Here is a 17,179-nt window from a genome sequence, read left to right as displayed (position 1 = left end):
CGTCCCCGACCTCGTGCAACACTGGATGGTCGGCCTGCGGCGGGGTGTCCCCGCCGATGACGGGTAGCCGACAAGCCCGGCCGAGGAGAGGACACTGGCGTGAGCGGTGGACCACTGATCGTGCAGTCCGACAAGACCCTGCTGCTGGAGATCGACCACCCCGACGCGCAGGCCTGCCGGATGGCGATCGCCCCCTTCGCCGAGCTGGAGCGCTCCCCGGAGCACGTGCACACCTACCGGCTCACCCCGCTGGGCCTGTGGAACGCGCGGGCCGCCGGCCACGACGCCGAGGCCGTGGTGGACGCGCTGATCAAGTACTCCCGCTACCCGGTGCCGCACGCGCTGTTGGTGGACGTGGCCGAAACCATGGACCGGTACGGCCGGCTCCAGCTCGCCAACGACCCGGCGCACGGCCTGGTGCTGCGGGCGCTGGACCGGCTGGTGCTGATCGAGGTCGCCAAGAGCAAGAAGCTCGCCGGCATGCTCGGCAACAAGATCGACGACGACACCATCCAGGTGCACCCCTCCGAGCGCGGCCGGCTCAAGCAGGCGCTGCTCAAGCTCGGCTGGCCGGCGGAGGACCTGGCCGGGTACGTCGACGGTGAGGCGCACCCAATCGAGCTGGCCGAGGCCGGCAAGGACGGCCGCAAGCCGTGGACGCTGCGGTCGTACCAGCGGGAGGCGGTCGAGGCGTTCTGGGCCGGCGGGTCGGGTGTGGTCGTGCTCCCCTGCGGCGCGGGCAAGACGCTGGTCGGGGCGGCGGCGATGGCCGAGGCGAAGGCGACCACGCTGATCCTGGTCACCAACACCGTCGCCGGCCGGCAGTGGAAGCGGGAGCTGATCGCCCGCACCTCGCTGACCGAGGAGGAGATCGGCGAGTACTCGGGCGAGCGCAAGGAGATCCGCCCGGTCACCATCGCGACGTACCAGGTGCTCACCTCGCGGCGCGGCGGCGCGTTCACCCACCTGGACCTGTTCGGCGCCCGCGACTGGGGCCTGGTCGTCTACGACGAGGTCCACCTGCTGCCCGCGCCGATCTTCCGGTTCACCGCGGACCTCCAGGCCCGCCGCCGGCTGGGCCTGACGGCGACGCTGGTACGCGAGGACGGCCGGGAGGGCGACGTGTTCAGCCTGATCGGCCCCAAGCGGTACGACGCACCGTGGAAGGACATCGAGTCGCAGGGCTGGATCGCCCCGGCCCAGTGCACCGAGGTACGGGTGACCCTGACCGACGCCGAGCGGATGTCCTACGCGACGGCGGAAGCCGAGGAGCGCTACCGGATGGCGGCGACCGCCCGGACGAAGCTGCCGGTGGTGAAGGCGCTGGTCGACCGGCACCCGGACGAGCAGACCCTGGTGATCGGTGCGTACATCGACCAGCTGCACCAGCTCGGCGAGTACCTCGACGCGCCCATCATTCAAGGCTCGACCACCAACAAGGAGCGGGAACGGCTCTTCGACGCGTTCCGCTCCGGCGAGCTGCGGACGCTGGTGATTTCGAAGGTGGGGAACTTCTCCATCGACCTGCCGGAGGCGGCGGTGGCGATCCAGGTGTCGGGGACGTTCGGGTCACGGCAGGAGGAGGCGCAGCGGCTGGGACGGGTGCTACGGCCGAAGGCCGACGGGCGGCAGGCGCACTTCTACACCGTGGTGTCCCGGGACACGATCGACACGGAGTACGCGGCGCACCGGCAGCGGTTCCTGGCCGAGCAGGGGTACGCGTACACGATCGTGGACGCCGACGACGTGCTGGGTCCCAAGCTCCCGAGCGTCGACTGACCCGCGTTGATCAGGCGGCGCTGAGCTTCCGTAGGACGTACTGGTTGAGGCTCATGCCATCCTCGGCGGCGTGGATGGCAAGCTCGCGGTGCAGAGTCTCTCCGACGCGGAGGTTGAACTTGCCGGAGTAGCTGCGCTCAGCGAACGGCTGCGGCACCTGCTCGCCCTGCTCCTCCATGTCCGCGATCACTTCACGCAGTAGGTCCTGGAGCCCCTGCAGAGCCTCGATCTGCGAAGGGGCCAGCCAGGACAGGGACGGGAACTCGGCGCAGGTGGCGACGAACTCGCGGTCCTGGACCGACCACGTAACGCGGTAGGTGTAGTGGGACACCTCAGGATGGGGATCGGTCTGCATCACATGGCCTCCTTCTTGTCGATCGCCTTGAGCACTTGCCGTACCTGGTACGCCTTGGCCTTGCCCTTGTCGTTCTGGATGTTGACGCGTGGGTCGCCCGCCCAAGGCATCTTGAACACGGCATGGGAGGTGCCGGCCTGCCGCGGCTTCCCGAAATAGTGCTCGCACACCCCGTAGAGATCGTTGTAGGCGATGTTCTGCTGGTTCTTCCGCATCGCTTCAACGAGCTTGTCTATGGACGGCACACGTTCATGGTACTGCGCGCGGTACCATCGTCACAACATTTCGCCCCAGTGCCTGACCGCCACTCTGACCGGGGACTGAGTGCGGTGGGCCGCCCCACTCGGGACGGCCCACCGTGTCATCGCCTGGTCAGGAGAAGTCAACCAGGAAGTAGTAGTTCGTCGGGTCGGTCCATACCCCGTCGGCCGTACGTCCGCGCACCCTCATGGTGTGCGAGCTCGCCGAGGTCGGCGTGTAGGTCGTGGTGGCAACCCCGGCGGCATTCGCCGCCACCATCACCGGCTGCCCGCCATCGACCATGTACTCGAACTCCACGACGCCCGGACTGCCCTGGGTGAAGGTGAACTCACCGGGCACGCCCACCCCACCGGACCACTGGTTGGCCGGGTAGGTGCTCGACGAGACCAGCGGCGCCGTGCCGACCAGGAATGGGTAGTCCGTCTGCGGCGTGTACTCGCCCGCCGCGGTTCGGCCCCGTACCGAGAAGACGTTCGCGCCGTTGCGATCCATGGTCACCGAGATGTCGGTCATCGACGAGTCGGGAGTCTTCGGCAGGCTCTGCCACGCGCCGCCGTTGACCTGGTACTCGAAGGTCGTCACCTCGCTGATCTCGGTGTAGACACTGAACCTGCCGATCGCGCCGATCCCGCCACGGGGGGTGTACTCGTCGTACGCGCTGTACACGTTCACGCGGGGGTCCCGTACCCGGAAGTAGTACCGCCGCTCCGCGCTGGCCGTGCCATCCGCCGCTCGGCTGGTGACCGTCAACAGGGTGTACCCGGGATGCGTCGGCGTGATCTCGATCGTCGCCTTGCCGTCCGCTCCAGCGGCCACCACCTGCTCTTCCCCGCTGTACTCCAGCACGTAGCGGTACTCCGCCACGTCGGAGCGCCCGGGGTTGAAGGTGAACCGACCCGGCTGGCCGGGCTGGCCGGCGTCGTCGTTCTCGGGGTAATCGCTGGACGTCACCACCGGCGCGTCGCTGACCTCGAAGGTGTAGGTGCGCGATGGCGAGAAGGACCCGTCCAGGAAACGCGTACGCACCGTGAGCGTGTTGCTGCCGGCGCGCTCGGGCGTCAGCGTCACCCGACCCCAGTTGTACTCCGGGTCGACGATCTGCTCAGGCCCGTCGTTGAGCCGGTAGAGGAAGGCGTCCACGTCCGGCATCGCGGTGTCGAAGTTGAACTCGCCGGGGATGCCCACGCCGCCCCACGCGCCGTACTCGTAATAGGTGCTGGAGTAGACGGTCGGCTTGATGTCGATGACGCTGAACTCGTACTGCTGGACCTCTGAGACGGTGCCGTCGGCACTGATGCTCCGTACGTTCAGCGTGTACCAGTTCGGCTCCGTCGGCGTCCAGCGCAGCACCGCAGTGCCGTCCGCTGCCGCGTCGATGCGTTGCATTCCGTCGTAGAGGAACGCGTACTCGTACGCGACCACCCCGGTGCGGCCGGGCCGGAAGGTGAAGCTGCCCGGACGATCGACCACGCCGTCGTGGTCCGGGAAGGCGAAGTCGGCCGACTCGACAAACGGGGTGTCGCGGACCCAGACATCCTCGGTGTATGCGCCGACGAGCTCGGTGCCGACGTAGCTGCGCACCTGGACCTTGGTCAGACCGGTCTGCGCGAACACCACCGACACGTCGGTCGTGCCATCGGCGTCCGCCGGGACCCGGACCTCGGCGGCGTCACCGACCTTGTAACCGAACTCGGTGACCCCCTCAACACTGTTGGAGATCGCCAGTTGGCTCGGCAGGCCGACACCACCCACCGTCACCCGCACTCCCGGTGCCGTGGACCGCACGAAGAATTGGTACTCGGTCACCTCGGAGGAGTTCGAGGCGCTGTCCACACTACGGACGCTCAGCGACTCGAAGAACGAGGTCGGGGTGTATTCAAGCGTGGCGTCCGCGCCCGGCGCCGGCGCAGGGACGTAGTTGTACGTGTCGCCAAAGCGTCCCCAGTAGTAGCCGACGACGTCCGGCGACCCGTTCGCCTTGAACGTGATAGTGCCCGGAACTCCCGCACCCCCGTGCGGCTCGCCGTCGTCCGGGTACTTGGCAGAGGTCACCACGGGTGCGGCCGGCCGCTGCGCGTCCACCTTCACGTAGCACGGCTCGGCCCACTCGGAGTAGTCGTGACCGTCGTAGGCACGGGCGGTCCAGGCCACCACGGTCCCGTGCGAGTACTGCGACATGTCCCAGCCGACCTTGGCGAGAGTGCCTCCGTAGTCGGATCCGAACCGCTCGGAACGCTGGTCCTCCTGGCCGACCGGCCAGGCCGCGAACTGCCCGTTGAAGTTGTGATCGTGGGGGTCGGCGTCGTCGCCACGGACCATCAGGCTGTAGTAGCGCGCGCCCACCGGCTGCGGGTTCTCCTTGGAAGCGCAGGACCACGACGGAAACTCGAGCCCAATCTGCGCCACCGTCGGTGCGTGGTTGGCCACACTGCGGAGCGCCGGGAACGGCTTGAGCTTGCGGCCGTGAGAGAGCTTGCCTTCGTCGCCGTGCGGCACGCGGATCTCGACGGTGAGGGTTCGCTCGTCCTGGTTCGCCAGCTTCTGCAACGCGGGCATGATGTCCCACACCAGATAGCCGGGGCAGGTGGCCTCGCCGCCGGCCTGGACGGTGCCGAGCAGCTCACGGTGGCGAGGCGTTGACTCCCAGCTCGTGGTCGCCTTGATCGGGTCGGTGCGCCAGAGCTCGACCGGCTGGGCCGACGCGCAGTCAGCCGCCGATCGCTCCGCGATGACCAGATCCGCCTTGTGGATGACGGCCCCGCGGAAGCGCGAGATGTCGAAGGTGAAGTAGGACCGCGACTTGTGCTTGTTGCCGCCCGCGTCTGCCCAAGCGCCGATCGGCGCGTCTCCGGAGGGGTTGACGAACGACTTGTTCGGCAGGTGAGAGTCCGTGTAGGCCCAGTTGGACTTGCTCACGTCCCAGTGCTCGTAAGCCTGCGCCGGTGAGGCGGTGACGCTGAACAGGCCCGCACCAAGCACGATCCCGAGTGATGCGGCCAGCAGTCTTCGTGCGCGCACGAACAATGCATCTCCCCCCGTTGGCGATGGCGCGCATCGCCATCGAGGTGCGCGAGCATAGCGAGGTACGGCTAGGTTCCGCGTGACCGATTCGGATTGCGTACGACCGTCAATCGGCCGGTTTGCGGGCGGCGACGAAACGTTCGTCGCGAGTGGATCGGGACACGATCGACACCGAGTACGCGGCGCACCGGCAGCGGTTCCTCGCGGAGCAGGGGTACGCGTACACGATCGTGGATGCCGACGACGTCCTAGGCCCAAAGCTGCCCACGGTCGACTGACCCCGATCGCCCGATCCCCGGGTGGGTTGCACGAGCAGACCGGCGGCGGTACGCCAGTGCGGCGGCAACGCCCCGCCGCGTCGACCTCGGTCCCGCCGATGCGGGCATGAAAAGGGCGCTTCGCCGAGGTGGGGAAGCGCCCTTCTTCATACCGCTCTCCGGGGGTGCCGGCCGGCTCTGTCCTACGAGCCGTGTGGTGTCACACCCTTGGCGATGTCCGAACCAGGTAGTACGAGACCAGGGCCAGAGAGCTGGTCACGGGTATCGGAAGGAGACCCACGACTGCGGCGGCGAGCAGAAGACGCTTTGCCCACACCGCCCGGTCCTGGAAGACGCACAATGCCGCGGCGAGGGCCAACACGGCAGCGATGACCTGCAGAATGACGATGATCGACATGGTCGGAGACCAGTCGTGCTGCACGAGTTCGACGCCCTGCGGGCCGGTGGACGTGATGGTGCTGCGTACGGGAATCGCGAGCGCCGACAGCACCGAGGCGAGGGACGCAACCAGCGCGAGGCCAGCCGCTACGTGTCTCCTGCTGATGTGCCACCGGAGCATGGTCAGAGTCCCCAGAGCCTGCCTCCTGATTAACTGTCACTTGCGAAGCAGCCGACCATCCACCTCCTGGTCCAGTGTTCCACCGTAGTGCCCCCACTGATCGAGGGTGGTCTCCACGACCGAGACAATCTTTCCGTTCACCGCGGGCCTCCGGGCCCGTCGTCGGCTGGGCCTCACGGCGACGCTGGTACGCGAGGACGGCCGGGAGGGCGACGTGTTCAGCCTGATCGGCCCCAAGCGGTACGACGCACCGTGGAAGGACATCGAGTCGCAGGGCTGGATCGCCCCGGCCCAGTGCACCGAGGTACGGGTGACCCTGACCGACGCCGAGCGGATGTCCTACGCGACGGCGGAAGCCGAGGAGCGCTACCGGATGGCGGCGACCGCCCGGACGAAGCTGCCGGTGGTGAAGGCGCTGGTCGACCGGCACCCGGACGAGCAGACCCTGGTGATCGGTGCGTACATCGACCAGCTGCACCAGCTCGGCGAGTACCTCGACGCGCCCATCATTCAAGGCTCGACCACCAACAAGGAGCGGGAACGGCTCTTCGACGCGTTCCGCTCCGGCGAGCTGCGCACGCTGGTGATCTCGAAGGTGGGGAACTTCTCCATCGACCTGCCGGAGGCGGCGGTGGCGATCCAGGTGTCGGGGACGTTCGGGTCACGGCAGGAAGAGGCGCAGCGGCTGGGACGGGTGCTACGGCCGAAGGCCGACGGGCGGCAGGCGCACTTCTACACCGTGGTGTCCCGGGACACGATCGACACCGAGTACGCGGCGCACCGGCAGCGGTTCCTGGCCGAGCAGGGGTACGCGTACACGATCGTGGACGCGGACGACGTCCTCGGCCCGAAGCTGCCCACGATCGACTGATCTTGGTCGACGCCCAAGTCGGCGATGTGGCGGGTCAAGGGCACACCCTGACACCACCACAGAGCCGATACGGCGTGACCTGACACGCTGACAGCGCCCCGGCTGCAACGTTGGGACTGCCCTCGGTTCGGTTGACTCCTGACCTGTGAGGATGTGTTCCTCGCTGGAAGGATGTCTGTCATGCCGAAAGCGTTCCCCCTGGAGTTCCGCCGTGACGTCGTCGCGGTCGCCCGCAAGGGCGAGGCCCCCATCGCGCAGATCGCGAAGGACTTCGGGATCTCCGAGGCGTGCCTGCACCGCTGGCTCAAGCTCGCCGACGTCGAGGACGGCGTTCGCTCTGGGACCACCAGTTCCGAGTCCGCGGAGCTGCGGGAGTTGCGCAGGCGCAACAAGGTCCTGGAGCAGGAGAACGAGATCCTGCGCCGGGCCGCCGCCTACTTCGCCAAGGAGATCTCCCCAAAATGACGTACCCGCTGGTCGGTGACCTGGCCGCGGACGGGATCCCCGTCGCGGTGACCTGCCGGGTGTTGGGGTTCAGCAAGCAGGCCTACTACGCGTGGCGCGCCGAACCGGTCTCGCAGCGGGACTTCGACGACGCCCACCTGATCAACGCCGCACTGGACATCCACGCCGACGATCCGGCGTTCGGGTACCGGTTCATCGCCGACGAACTGCCCGCCCACGGCATCACCGCCAGCCCGAACAGGGTGGCCAGGCTCTGCTCACAGCAGCGCATCTGGTCGGTGTTCGCCAAGCGCAGGGGCCTGACCAGGCGGGCCGGGCCGCCGGTGCACGACGACCTGGTGCGACGCCGCTTCACCGCCGACGCCCCGGACCGGCTGTGGCTGACCGACATCACCGAACACCCCACCGCCGAGGGTAAGCTCTACCTCTGCGCGATCAAGGACGTGTACTCCAATCGGATCGTCGGCTACTCCATCGACACCCGCATGAAGGCCTCCTTGGCCGTGGCGGCGCTGTATAACGCGGTCCGACTACGCGATCCGGCCGGCACCGTGGTCCACTCCGACAGGGGCAGCCAGGGCGGATTCAACTGGTCGTCGCAACACCTTGATCACGGAGGTTTGCGATGGGGCGTGGCAAGAAGCAGATACGTGAGGTGCCGGCTGGTGCGCGACGCCAGTGGGCGTCGGATCGGGCATTGCGACCGCCGATGCGTTCACCGGGACGGCCGGAGCCGTCTCGTGCGGTGCAGCGGGACTTCTGGCGGCGGATCGCGTCGGGAGTAACGACGGTAGAGGCCGCGGAGGCTGTGGGTGTGTCGTGGCCGGTCGGCTCCCGGTGGTTCCGTCACGCTGGCGGCATGCCGCCGATCAGTCTGGACGAGCCCACGGGCCGTTACCTGTCATTCGTCGAGCGCGAGGAGATCGCGCTGCTGCGCGCTCAGGGGATCGGCGTGCGCGAGATCGCCCGCAGGATCGGACGCGACCCGGGAACAATCTCACGCGAGCTGCGCCGTAACTCGGCGACCAGGGGCGGTAAGCCGGTCTACCGGGCTCTGGTGGCGCAGTGGAAGGCGCAGCAGGCCGCGAAGCGCCCGAAGACCGCGAAGCTCGTGAGCAATGGCAGGTTACGTGAGTACATACAGGACCGGCTCGCAAGCAGCGTCCGCCGACCCGACGGCACGATCGTCACCGGGCCTGAGACGCCCACGTGGAAGGGGCTGAACAAGCCGCATCGGCAGGACCGCCGCTGGGCGACGGCGTGGAGCCCGGAGCAGATCTCGCACCGGCTCCGTGTCGACTTCCCCGATGATGAATCCATGCGCATCAGCCACGAGGCGATCTACCAGTCGCTGTTCATTCAGGGGCGTGGAGCGCTCAAGCGTGAGCTGGTCGCGTGTCTGCGCACCGGCCGGGCGCTGCGGGTTCCTAGAGCGCGGTCCCAGAACAAGACGCAAGGGCATGTCACTGCCGATGTCGTCCTCTCCGAGCGCCCCGCCGAAGCCGCGGACCGCGCGGTCCCCGGGCACTGGGAAGGGGATCTGATCATCGGGACGGGCCGCTCCGCGATCGGCACGCTCGTTGAGCGCTCCAGCCGCTCCATGCTCCTCGTGCATCTGCCTCGGTTGGAGGGCTGGGGCGAGAAACCACCCGTGAAGAACGGTCCCTCGCTCGGCGGCTACGGCGCCGTCGCGATGAACACCGCGCTTACGACATCGATGACGAAGTTGCCCCAGCAACTGCGCAAGACCCTCACCTGGGACCGCGGGAAAGAACTCTCCGGTCACGCGCAGTTCGCCCTCGATACCGGCACGAAGGTGTTCTTCGCCGATCCGCACTCGCCCTGGCAGCGGCCGACGAACGAGAACACGAACGGGCTGCTGCGTCAGTACTTTCCGAAGGGCACCGACCTGTCGAGGTGGTCCGACGAGGACCTCGAAGCCGTCGCCCTCGCGGTCAACAACCGGCCCCGCAAGAGCCTTGGCTGGAAGACCCCGGCCGAGGTCTTCGCCGAGCAGCTACGCTCACTACAACAGCCCGGTGTTGCAACGACCGATTGAACTCGCCCAGTTCCGGTCGAAAAAGTTCATCAAGGCATTGCGGCGCAACGGATTGGCGGGCTCGATGGGCCGCGTCGGCGCCTGCGGCGACAACGCCGCGATGGAATCGTTCTTCGCCCTGCTGCAACGCAACGTCCTAGACCGGCAACGCTGGCAGACCCGCCAGGACCTGCGCTTGGCAATGGTGACCTGGATCGAACGGACTTACCACCGCCGCCGACGGCAACGACGCCTCGGCAAGCTCACCCCGATCGAGTTTGAGACAATCAACAGGCCCGCACACGCGGCCTGAACCACTCAACCCCGCGAGTCAACCAAACCCGGGGCAGTCCCGTTCTCGCAGCTCATGACGGCTGGGAGGGTGTCAACCGGGCGCGTTGACAGCCGCCGCTGCCAGGCCGTGACAGTCCCGCCGCCCTGAGCGTGTCGAGGGGTGTGCCAATGCTCAGGGTTGACACTCCGACACTCACCCTCACCTGCGGAAACGCCCGCGTTTCGCCCGTTGTCAACACCCCGCCCCACTCTCGCGAACGGGTCCAGGTCTCGCACAACAGGAAGAGCACCGATAAAGAAACCTCAGCCTCTTCCACCCGCAGCAGCGCCAACTACATGCGGGAGATGTCAAGACCTTTGTCAGGTAGCTGACCTTCCTCGTCGATCAATGGCGCTTAGGTTCACCCAATCGTATGGTGCGATGACCATACGTAGCGCCTCGCTGGCGCCTAGGTTGCCTGGTGGGGAGGCTTCCTTGATTACATGGTCAGGGGACGACTGGGAAGAGTGGTGCCTGGCGCTGATGCGCCAACACTACGGCGCTGACCAAGTCCAGGAGATTCCAGCCACAGACGGCGGCGACCTTGGAATAGAAGCCTTCACTTACAGCGGCACGGCCTTCCAGTGCTATGCAGCGCAAGACTGCTACTCCACGAATGACCTGTACGAGAAGCAGCGCGACAAATTGACCGTAGACCTTGGGAAGATCCGCCGCAAAGAGGCCCAGTTAGCGCAACTACTCGGCCCGGTTCTCATCGACAGATACATGTTTATGGTGCCGAAGTTTGAGAGTTTCCGCATCGTCCAACACGCCTCTACGAAGACCAACGAATATCGCGCCCTGGGACTTTCCGTACTGACGGATACGTTTCAGATAGTTGTTTGCACCGACGATGCGTTTGCTGCGGCTAAAGCTGCGGTAGCCGGAAGAATGCGTCCCCTGGTCGATTCGCCGCTTGCCGAGCGAGCCTCAATCGAGGCGTGGATGCAGGACAATGGCGAGCTAATCGGAATTGTTTCCGAAAAGCTGGCACTAAAAGTCCCCGACCCAACGGAGCGCCGCAGATACGTCGAGTCCCTGATTATACAGTACATTGACGGTCAGAACGGCCTAGACGGAATGCATCTCAAGTATCCGGAACATTGGCAGGATACCCTGCGATGCATTAACGATAAGGAGCGCCTGTTAGCGCTGGAGTACCCTGCCAACGAAAGTGACTCGCTATCGATCCTAACGATCGCGAAGGATCTGCAGAAAGAAATTGAGTATGATGTCCCAATCATAGATACGAAGATGGCCCGCCGCATCGCCTGGGGAACGATTGCGGACTGGCTAATGCGCTGCCCCCTCGACCCGCGGCCTGTCGCTGGGAGGGCGCTGTGAACATTGATCAGCTAGAGGAGGCATTCGCACGCGAAGACCTGCGAGCGCGCTTCAATGTACGTCCCAGCCAGATACCGGGAGATTTACGGATTGGGTGGCGGCTAGCCGCCTTGTGCCTAGTGCTGGACCGCTGTCGCAACAAGACAGCAAACCTCGAACAAGTACACCTTCTGACGTGGGCAGTGCGTTCTGTGGAGGGCCGCGCACTGCTAGAACGCTGGTTTCAGGGGCACAAGCAACCCGATGAAGTGATCGTCCGTTACGACCCCACCTTATCGAGGACGATTTCCCTGGCCATAGGCAGCAGCCTCGTGGAGAAGCGACCTCAGCACCGAATTGCTCTACGCCCCGAAGGAGTCGAGCTAGCACAAGCCATATATGACAACCCGGATCTGATGGTTGACGAGAAAGAGTTCCTTAGGGAGTTACCTCGAAGCATCACGCAACGGTCCATACGAGAACTGACGGAGTGGCGATGACCCTGATTATTCGAGCGCTCCAACTCAGAGCTGAGACCAACGGACCAGATTGTGGTGCTGACGTCCGATTCGAGCGTGGCTTAAACGTGCTGCGGGCAGATAACTCAAGCGGCAAATCGACGTGCATGCAGTCCATCATCTATGCGCTGGGGCTGGAGGGGATGCTGAGCGCACGTCGGGAAGTTCCCTTGCCTCACGTGATGACCGATACGATCGATGTCGATGGCGCGAGCCTGAGAGTCCGAAAGTCATGGGTTTCGCTGGAGGTCGAAAACCACAAAGGCGAGATCCTCACAATTACGCGCCCGGTAGCAGGCGGGGCCGATAACACTCTTATTACCACATGGAGGGGCGCAGCACTCACGACGGGACAAGCAACGGGTCGCCGGGACTTCTTTGTGCGGCGTAAGGGTGCAGCCCAGCGTGAGGCGGGGTTCCACTTTCAGCTAGCCGCATTCCTTGGCTGGACACTGCCTCAAGTGTCTCGGCAAGACGGCTCAGAAGGGCCACTCTATCTAGAATGCCTCTTCCCCTACTTCTTCGTAGAGCAAAAGCATGGCTGGTCGGGCGTACAGGCTCGAATACCTACATACCTCGGGATTAGGGATGTGAGCCGCAGATCAGCGGAGTTCATACTCGCGCTGGATGCGTATGCGTTAATTCTGCGGCGGCAAAGGCTAGAGTCCGCAGGGACCATCATACAGAGTGATTGGCGCCAGATAGCAGCAACCACTCGGGCACTCGCTCAGTCGGCCGCCGTAGTCGTGCCAGATGTTCCGGACCGACCAGTCGCTCTGGACAACCTTCCGCCCATCGAGCCACTTGTCTCAAGGGGAACAGATTGGGTCTCGCTGGCCGAAGAAATTTCACGGCTTCGTTCGGTTGCCGCTGGTATCCGGATCGAAGGCGTTCCGACCGTCGGAGAACACTCAGGACAGCTCGCGGCCGAGCTGGATTCGTTGCAGGCCGAGCTAGTAGAGAACAACCAATCCATCCTCCACACTGCTGCCGCCCTAGAGGAAGCTCGGGCACGTCATAACGCCCTGGAATTGCGGGTATCGGCGCTCGAAGAAGACCTACAGAAGCATCGGGATACACGACTGCTTCAGAGACTCGGCGCCACTCACACGCCCCTTCTGCATGACGAATCACGGTGCCCGACCTGCGACCAGGTGCTACGAGACGGTTACGACATCACCGCCGTCCCGATGTCCATCGACGAAAGCGTTCAGTTCATCGAGCAACAACTAGATGCCTTCCGCGGCATGCGAGCAGATGCCGAACGACTGGTCAGCGCAACGCAGGCTAAGCTTGGACGAATGCAGGAGCGGGGTGCGGGCGTACGAGCTCAGATACGCTCCTTGAAGGACAGCCTTGCTTCGCCGTCGACCACGCCGTCTATTGCTGCTGTTGCGCAAAAGATTCGACTTGAGGATCAAATCGAGGCTTTAGAGCGCGTATCGGTGGGCCTCGTAGGAATGCTTGAGCGATTCGCCGAGCTAAGCAGGCGATGGGTTGCGAACAGGAGTGAGCTGGCCGCGCTCAGCGAGCAGAATCTGAGTGGCGACGATGTCGCGAAGCTCGACTTCTTGCGGAGATCACTCGTGGACCAACTGCGGCTCTACGGCTTCGAATCGCTCACTCCCGAGTCCATAGAAATCTCCCCCGAGACGTATCGCCCTGTGCATGAGGGCTTCGACCTTGGGTTCGATCTGTCGGCAAGCGACATGATCCGAGTTATCTGGGCATACCTACTGGCTTTCCTAGAGACAGGGGCAAAGTATCGCACCAATCACCCTGGGCTGCTCATCCTCGATGAGCCGCGACAGCAGGAAACTAATCAGCTCAGCTTTTCCGCTCTTCTGAGACGGGCCGCACAGGACGGCGAGCAAGGGGCACAAATCATCTTCGCTACTAGCGCTGACCCTGGCTCACTGGAAGAAAGCTTGGTGGGGCTACCGCATCACCTCATTCCGTTTGCGCCGGGGAGACGGGTCGTACGGCCACTGCCGTGAGGCCAATGCGAGCGTCATCCGAGGGTGCGTGCCAGTGCTGCGGCGCCCGCCGCGTCGGCTGCGAAAATCGCTGTCCGGTTGTCGGAGCACACTGGTAGAAAGCCGGAGTGCAAAAGACTTTGGCGTTCACTGATTAGCTGCGGCTCATTGACGAACGGTCGACCGCCTTCCGCGCCGCAGTAGCCGCGGCGCCCACCTTCGACATGCAGGTTCCGACCCATCCCGAGCGGACGCTATTCGATCTCGTGCAACACGTGGGCATGGGCCGCCGCAAAGCAGCCGCCGTCGTCGCCGCAGGGCCTGCAGACGGTCCCCCAGAGAAGTCTGCATGGGAGGGCGGCCCGGGTGCGCCTCGGGAACGCGACGCTCTACTGGCCTGGTGGACCGAGTCCATCGAACAGCTAGCGAGCGCGCTGCGCGAGGCCGGCCCGGATCGCGATTGTTGGACGTGGTGGGATGACTCGCAGTCACCGCAAACCTCTGGCGCCTGGGCGCGGCGCCAAATTCACGAGATCGCGGTCCACACCTACGACGCCCAGCTCACCGTGGGTGCACCGCAGCCGCTACCGGACGAGGTCGCCCTCGACGGTTTCGACGACTGCCAGTTCACCCTCTGCTCAACAACGGTCGCCTGGCCGCACAAACCCGCCGTCGTCGATTACCACGCCACCGAGGGCGCCTCCTGGCGCCTTTGGCTTTCCCACGACGGCGCACGGGCCGCCCGCCTCCCCAGGCCCGCCGCCAGCGAGGACCCGGACACCCCCGACGCCTCCGCCCAGGGCACGGCCAGTGACCTGGTCCTGATGTTCTACAACCGCATACCGCTGGATTCCCTGAAGCTAAAAGGCGACCGCCACATCTTCGACCAGCTCATCGCCTGGGACCCGTCCGTGTAACACCTTGGATGAAGTCATTAGCCGCAAGGTCGGCGGATCTCCTCGTCGGGCAGTCGTAGACCGTCCAGCCTCCCCGGACGGGAACAAGGTGGAGCGCCCTACCGGACGAACGACCTTGGCCCCGTCCGGGGAGGCTGGTAGCCCTTGTGGTGCCCGGCGAGGGGATCCGCAGCGGCATCTCTGAGGAGGGCCGGGGTTCGGGGCGGAGCCCCGAGGTCTTCGGGTCCTGGTCGTCCGTCAGGTGGCCGGCCGGCGCGGCCCGCTTGCGGGCCGCCTTGATATTGAAGAGGCAGATTCGGCAATCTGGTCCAACTCTGCGGCTGGTGATCTAAGGGACGGTGGTCGATGTGGCCTGGCGCGGCAAGCTGCGGCGCGTACCCAGCCGCATGAGGGACGGATGGGCGACGGCGGGTAGGCAGGTTGCCCGCGCTCGGCCCAAGCTCTGGAGGGCCTTGCGCGCGGCGGGAATCATCGCGGCAATCGCAGTCGCGTTGGCTGCTATTTGGGCGGCTCTCTTCGCTCCCCCCTATATGATCGAGTCGCGGCATTTGCCGCTATCTCCGAAGGATCGCCTTGATGCAGAGGCCGCAATCCGAACTTCGATCGTCCAGCTAATCGGCGGGGCTGCACTGCTGGTCGGCATCTACTTCACTGCTCGCAACTTCCGCCTGACGCGCGAAGGGCACATAACGGACCGCTTGACGAAGGCGGTGGAGCAGCTGGGCCACGCATCGATAGATGTCCGGCTTGGTGGGATCTTTGCTCTGGAGCGCATTGCAAGGGACTCTGGGTCGGATCGAGAGACAGTGTTGGAGGTTCTTACAGCCTATGTGAAGCAGCGCACCAGATTGCAGGACCCTGACTCACACGAGGCATTCCCAAACACGCCCAGTGCGGAGCCAGTAACGCAAGACGTTCAAGCTGCCCTCTCAGTCCTCGGCCGGAGGCCGCGACCTGCCGAGGATAAACGGCGGCTGGACCTATACGTTTGCGGTCTTAACCATGCAAAGCTCACGAGTTCCAATTTCGAAGGGGCGATGTTCTACTACAGCCGGTTGGACTACATCTCGCTTTCAAGCGCAAAGTTGGACGGTGCCGGGCTCTCGTTTTGTACGGCAAAGGTGGCGGCGTTCAGCTATTCTTCGGCCCGATACGCTGATTTCGTCCACTCGAAGTTCGTAACCAGTTGGTTCATGGGTGCCGACTTGACGGGGGCAGACTTTACAGGCTGCGATTTGAGCGGTTCGGACTTCGGGCGCCGCTATGCAGAGGATGGCGATCCGCCCGGACCGCCAGCCCTCCTCGCCAATGCAGACTTCACTGATGCGACGCTCACGGATACAGACTTTCGCGGAGTGGATCTATCGACCGTCCGCGGTCTAACGCGAGAGCAGTTAGACCGAGCGATTAAGGACGACAACACTGTCCTGCCCTCCTCCTGGCGCGACGATTGAGGGCCTAAAGTATTCACGCGCAGAGCGCCGGGAAGCTTCGCCAAACGTTAGTCCCGACGAGACTATCCCTCACCGATAAGTGCCGTGGCAACCTCAGCCATTCCACTTGCGCCTTCTGCGATTGCATCGGCTCCAGCACGAATCAGCGCTATCTGTTTCCCGGGCTTGTTGGCGAATCCGCTGGCTACGACCACACATACTGGCATGATCCCTGCTGCGAGGTTGCGGGCAGTTGTAGCAACTACGAACACAGCAGAGGCACCTTGCGTGCAGCCCACTCCAGGGAGCAGGCAGGAAGCACCAGATGTGCCGCCCGCAGGCGGCACGCCACGACAGCACGCGGGATGACAATCGATCACACCAGACGATGCGCCCGCAACGCGTTTGGGACTGAAAAGTACGGGCCTGTCTCTGCCCGGAAAGTAGAAGCTGCTGCACACCGAGCGGCGGGCAGCCAGCCGCGTGTGAGGCTGGTCAGCGCCGAGTGGACTCCGCAACGAAGACGCCACGGCCCGGGCGCCCGACCAGCACACCCTGCTCCCGCAACGTGGCGATCGCTCGCTGAATGGTCGAGTGCGAGACGTCGTAGGAGTCGGCAAGCGCGCGACCCGAGGGCAACTGACTGCCCGGCGGATAGGTCCCGTCCTTGATCTTGCTCCGTAGGTCGTCCAGCAGTTCGTCCATAGTGGGTGGAATAGGCACGATGCGGCCCCTTGCAGTCGGTTGGCCCACCCAGTATTGATCCACGCCCTCGACGTAGGCAATGCATCCGCTGAAAGAGGTGACGGTGGTGACATAGCTGATAGTGATGATGGTTCAGCAGAAGAGGACGGCGCGGTACTTGACGTAGGTGATGCTGCGTCGGTAGCGTCGCTCTCGGTGATGCGGTGCTGCTGCGGTCGGTTGGCGCCTCTCGTACCGGTCTCGCATCGCCGCCGAGACCCCACCCTCCGCGCTCCCCCGGCGCGGCCCTGCTGCCGTACCGCCGATTGAGGCTGCGGTGGCAGGGCGGGGCGGCCTCCGCTGACCG

At 64.9% G+C, this 17,179-nt stretch carries 13 protein-coding genes and 2 pseudogenes; 10 read left to right on the top strand and 5 right to left on the bottom strand.

Annotated features, from left to right (window positions below; translation table 11 throughout):
* Nucleotides 1-99 precede the first annotated feature (99 nt).
* Nucleotides 100-1,779, top strand: a complete 1,680-nt coding sequence (locus tag M2302_RS25455; RefSeq protein WP_280840365.1) for a DNA repair helicase XPB — start codon at nt 100-102, stop codon at nt 1,777-1,779.
* Nucleotides 1,780-1,789: 10 nt separating this feature from the next.
* On the opposite strand, the gene M2302_RS25450 is transcribed toward M2302_RS25455, so the two are convergent.
* The 3 genes from M2302_RS25450 to M2302_RS25440 form a co-directional block, all read right to left on the bottom strand.
* Nucleotides 1,790-2,134, bottom strand: coding sequence for a type II toxin-antitoxin system HicB family antitoxin (locus M2302_RS25450; protein ID WP_280840364.1), 345 nt, complete (start codon nt 2,132-2,134; stop codon nt 1,790-1,792).
* Complete coding sequence (locus M2302_RS25445) at nt 2,134-2,379, bottom strand: toxin HicA (RefSeq protein ID WP_280840363.1); 246 nt, start codon at nt 2,377-2,379, stop codon at nt 2,134-2,136. Before M2302_RS25445 ends, M2302_RS25450 begins: the two co-directional genes overlap by 1 nt.
* Nucleotides 2,380-2,506: 127 nt before the next feature.
* Nucleotides 2,507-5,413, bottom strand: coding sequence for a hypothetical protein (locus M2302_RS25440; protein WP_280840362.1), 2,907 nt, complete (start codon nt 5,411-5,413; stop codon nt 2,507-2,509).
* Between the two features lie 152 nt (nt 5,414-5,565).
* Here M2302_RS25440 and M2302_RS25435 point away from each other — a divergent pair, with 152 nt between their 5' ends.
* The gene (locus M2302_RS25435) at nt 5,566-5,694 is read left to right on the top strand and encodes a hypothetical protein (protein ID WP_280840361.1); all 129 of its coding nucleotides are present in this window, start codon (nt 5,566-5,568) and stop codon (nt 5,692-5,694) included.
* Between the two features lie 199 nt (nt 5,695-5,893).
* Here M2302_RS25435 and M2302_RS25430 read toward each other — a convergent pair whose 3' ends face one another.
* Nucleotides 5,894-6,253 carry a hypothetical protein gene (locus M2302_RS25430; RefSeq protein WP_280840360.1) on the bottom strand — a complete coding sequence of 120 codons (360 nt, stop codon included), beginning with the start codon at nt 6,251-6,253 and terminating at the stop codon, nt 5,894-5,896.
* Between the two features lie 127 nt (nt 6,254-6,380).
* On the opposite strand from M2302_RS25430, the pseudogene M2302_RS25425 reads away from it, so the two are divergent.
* The 8 genes and pseudogenes from M2302_RS25425 to M2302_RS25390 all read left to right on the top strand — a co-directional run.
* Nucleotides 6,381-7,124: pseudogene (locus M2302_RS25425) on the top strand (DEAD/DEAH box helicase); the annotation flags it as partial.
* A gap of 180 nt (nt 7,125-7,304) precedes the next feature.
* A protein-coding gene (locus M2302_RS25420) for an IS3 family transposase (protein ID WP_348529449.1) occupies nt 7,305-8,374 on the top strand; the annotation gives its coding sequence in 2 pieces (ribosomal slippage) (nt 7,305-7,578 and nt 7,578-8,374; 1,071 coding nt in all).
* Nucleotides 8,375-8,448: 74 nt separating this feature from the next.
* A complete protein-coding gene (locus M2302_RS25415; RefSeq protein ID WP_280840359.1) occupies nt 8,449-9,648 on the top strand; it encodes an IS30 family transposase in 1,200 nt (399 codons plus the stop codon).
* Nucleotides 9,649-9,652: 4 nt separating this feature from the next.
* Nucleotides 9,653-9,940: pseudogene (locus M2302_RS25410) on the top strand (IS3 family transposase); the annotation flags it as partial.
* 402 nt (nt 9,941-10,342) lie between these two features.
* Entirely contained in the window at nt 10,343-11,305 is a 963-nt protein-coding gene (locus M2302_RS25405; protein WP_280840358.1) for a hypothetical protein, read from the top strand.
* Nucleotides 11,306-11,780: 475 nt separating this feature from the next.
* On the top strand, nt 11,781-13,799 hold the full coding sequence (locus M2302_RS25400; RefSeq protein WP_280840357.1) for a hypothetical protein: 2,019 nt from the start codon (nt 11,781-11,783) through the stop codon (nt 13,797-13,799).
* Nucleotides 13,800-13,936: 137 nt separating this feature from the next.
* Nucleotides 13,937-14,695: a maleylpyruvate isomerase N-terminal domain-containing protein gene (locus tag M2302_RS25395; RefSeq protein WP_348529450.1), complete on the top strand. Its 759-nt coding sequence runs from the start codon at nt 13,937-13,939 to the stop codon at nt 14,693-14,695.
* Between the two features lie 530 nt (nt 14,696-15,225).
* Nucleotides 15,226-16,149, top strand: a complete 924-nt coding sequence (locus M2302_RS25390) for a pentapeptide repeat-containing protein (RefSeq protein ID WP_280840356.1) — start codon at nt 15,226-15,228, stop codon at nt 16,147-16,149.
* Nucleotides 16,150-16,623: 474 nt separating this feature from the next.
* Here the strand turns inward: M2302_RS25390 and M2302_RS25385 are convergent, their stop codons facing one another.
* The gene (locus M2302_RS25385) at nt 16,624-16,833 is read right to left on the bottom strand and encodes a winged helix-turn-helix domain-containing protein (protein ID WP_210776427.1); all 210 of its coding nucleotides are present in this window, start codon (nt 16,831-16,833) and stop codon (nt 16,624-16,626) included.
* Between the last annotated feature and the right edge of the window lie 346 nt (nt 16,834-17,179).

The organism is Micromonospora sp. A200 (assembly GCF_029893845.1).
Lineage (GTDB): Bacteria > Actinomycetota > Actinomycetes > Mycobacteriales > Micromonosporaceae > Micromonospora > Micromonospora purpureochromogenes.
The sequence above is the reverse complement of the archived record's forward strand: the minus strand, read 5'-3'. Positions and strand labels throughout refer to the sequence as shown.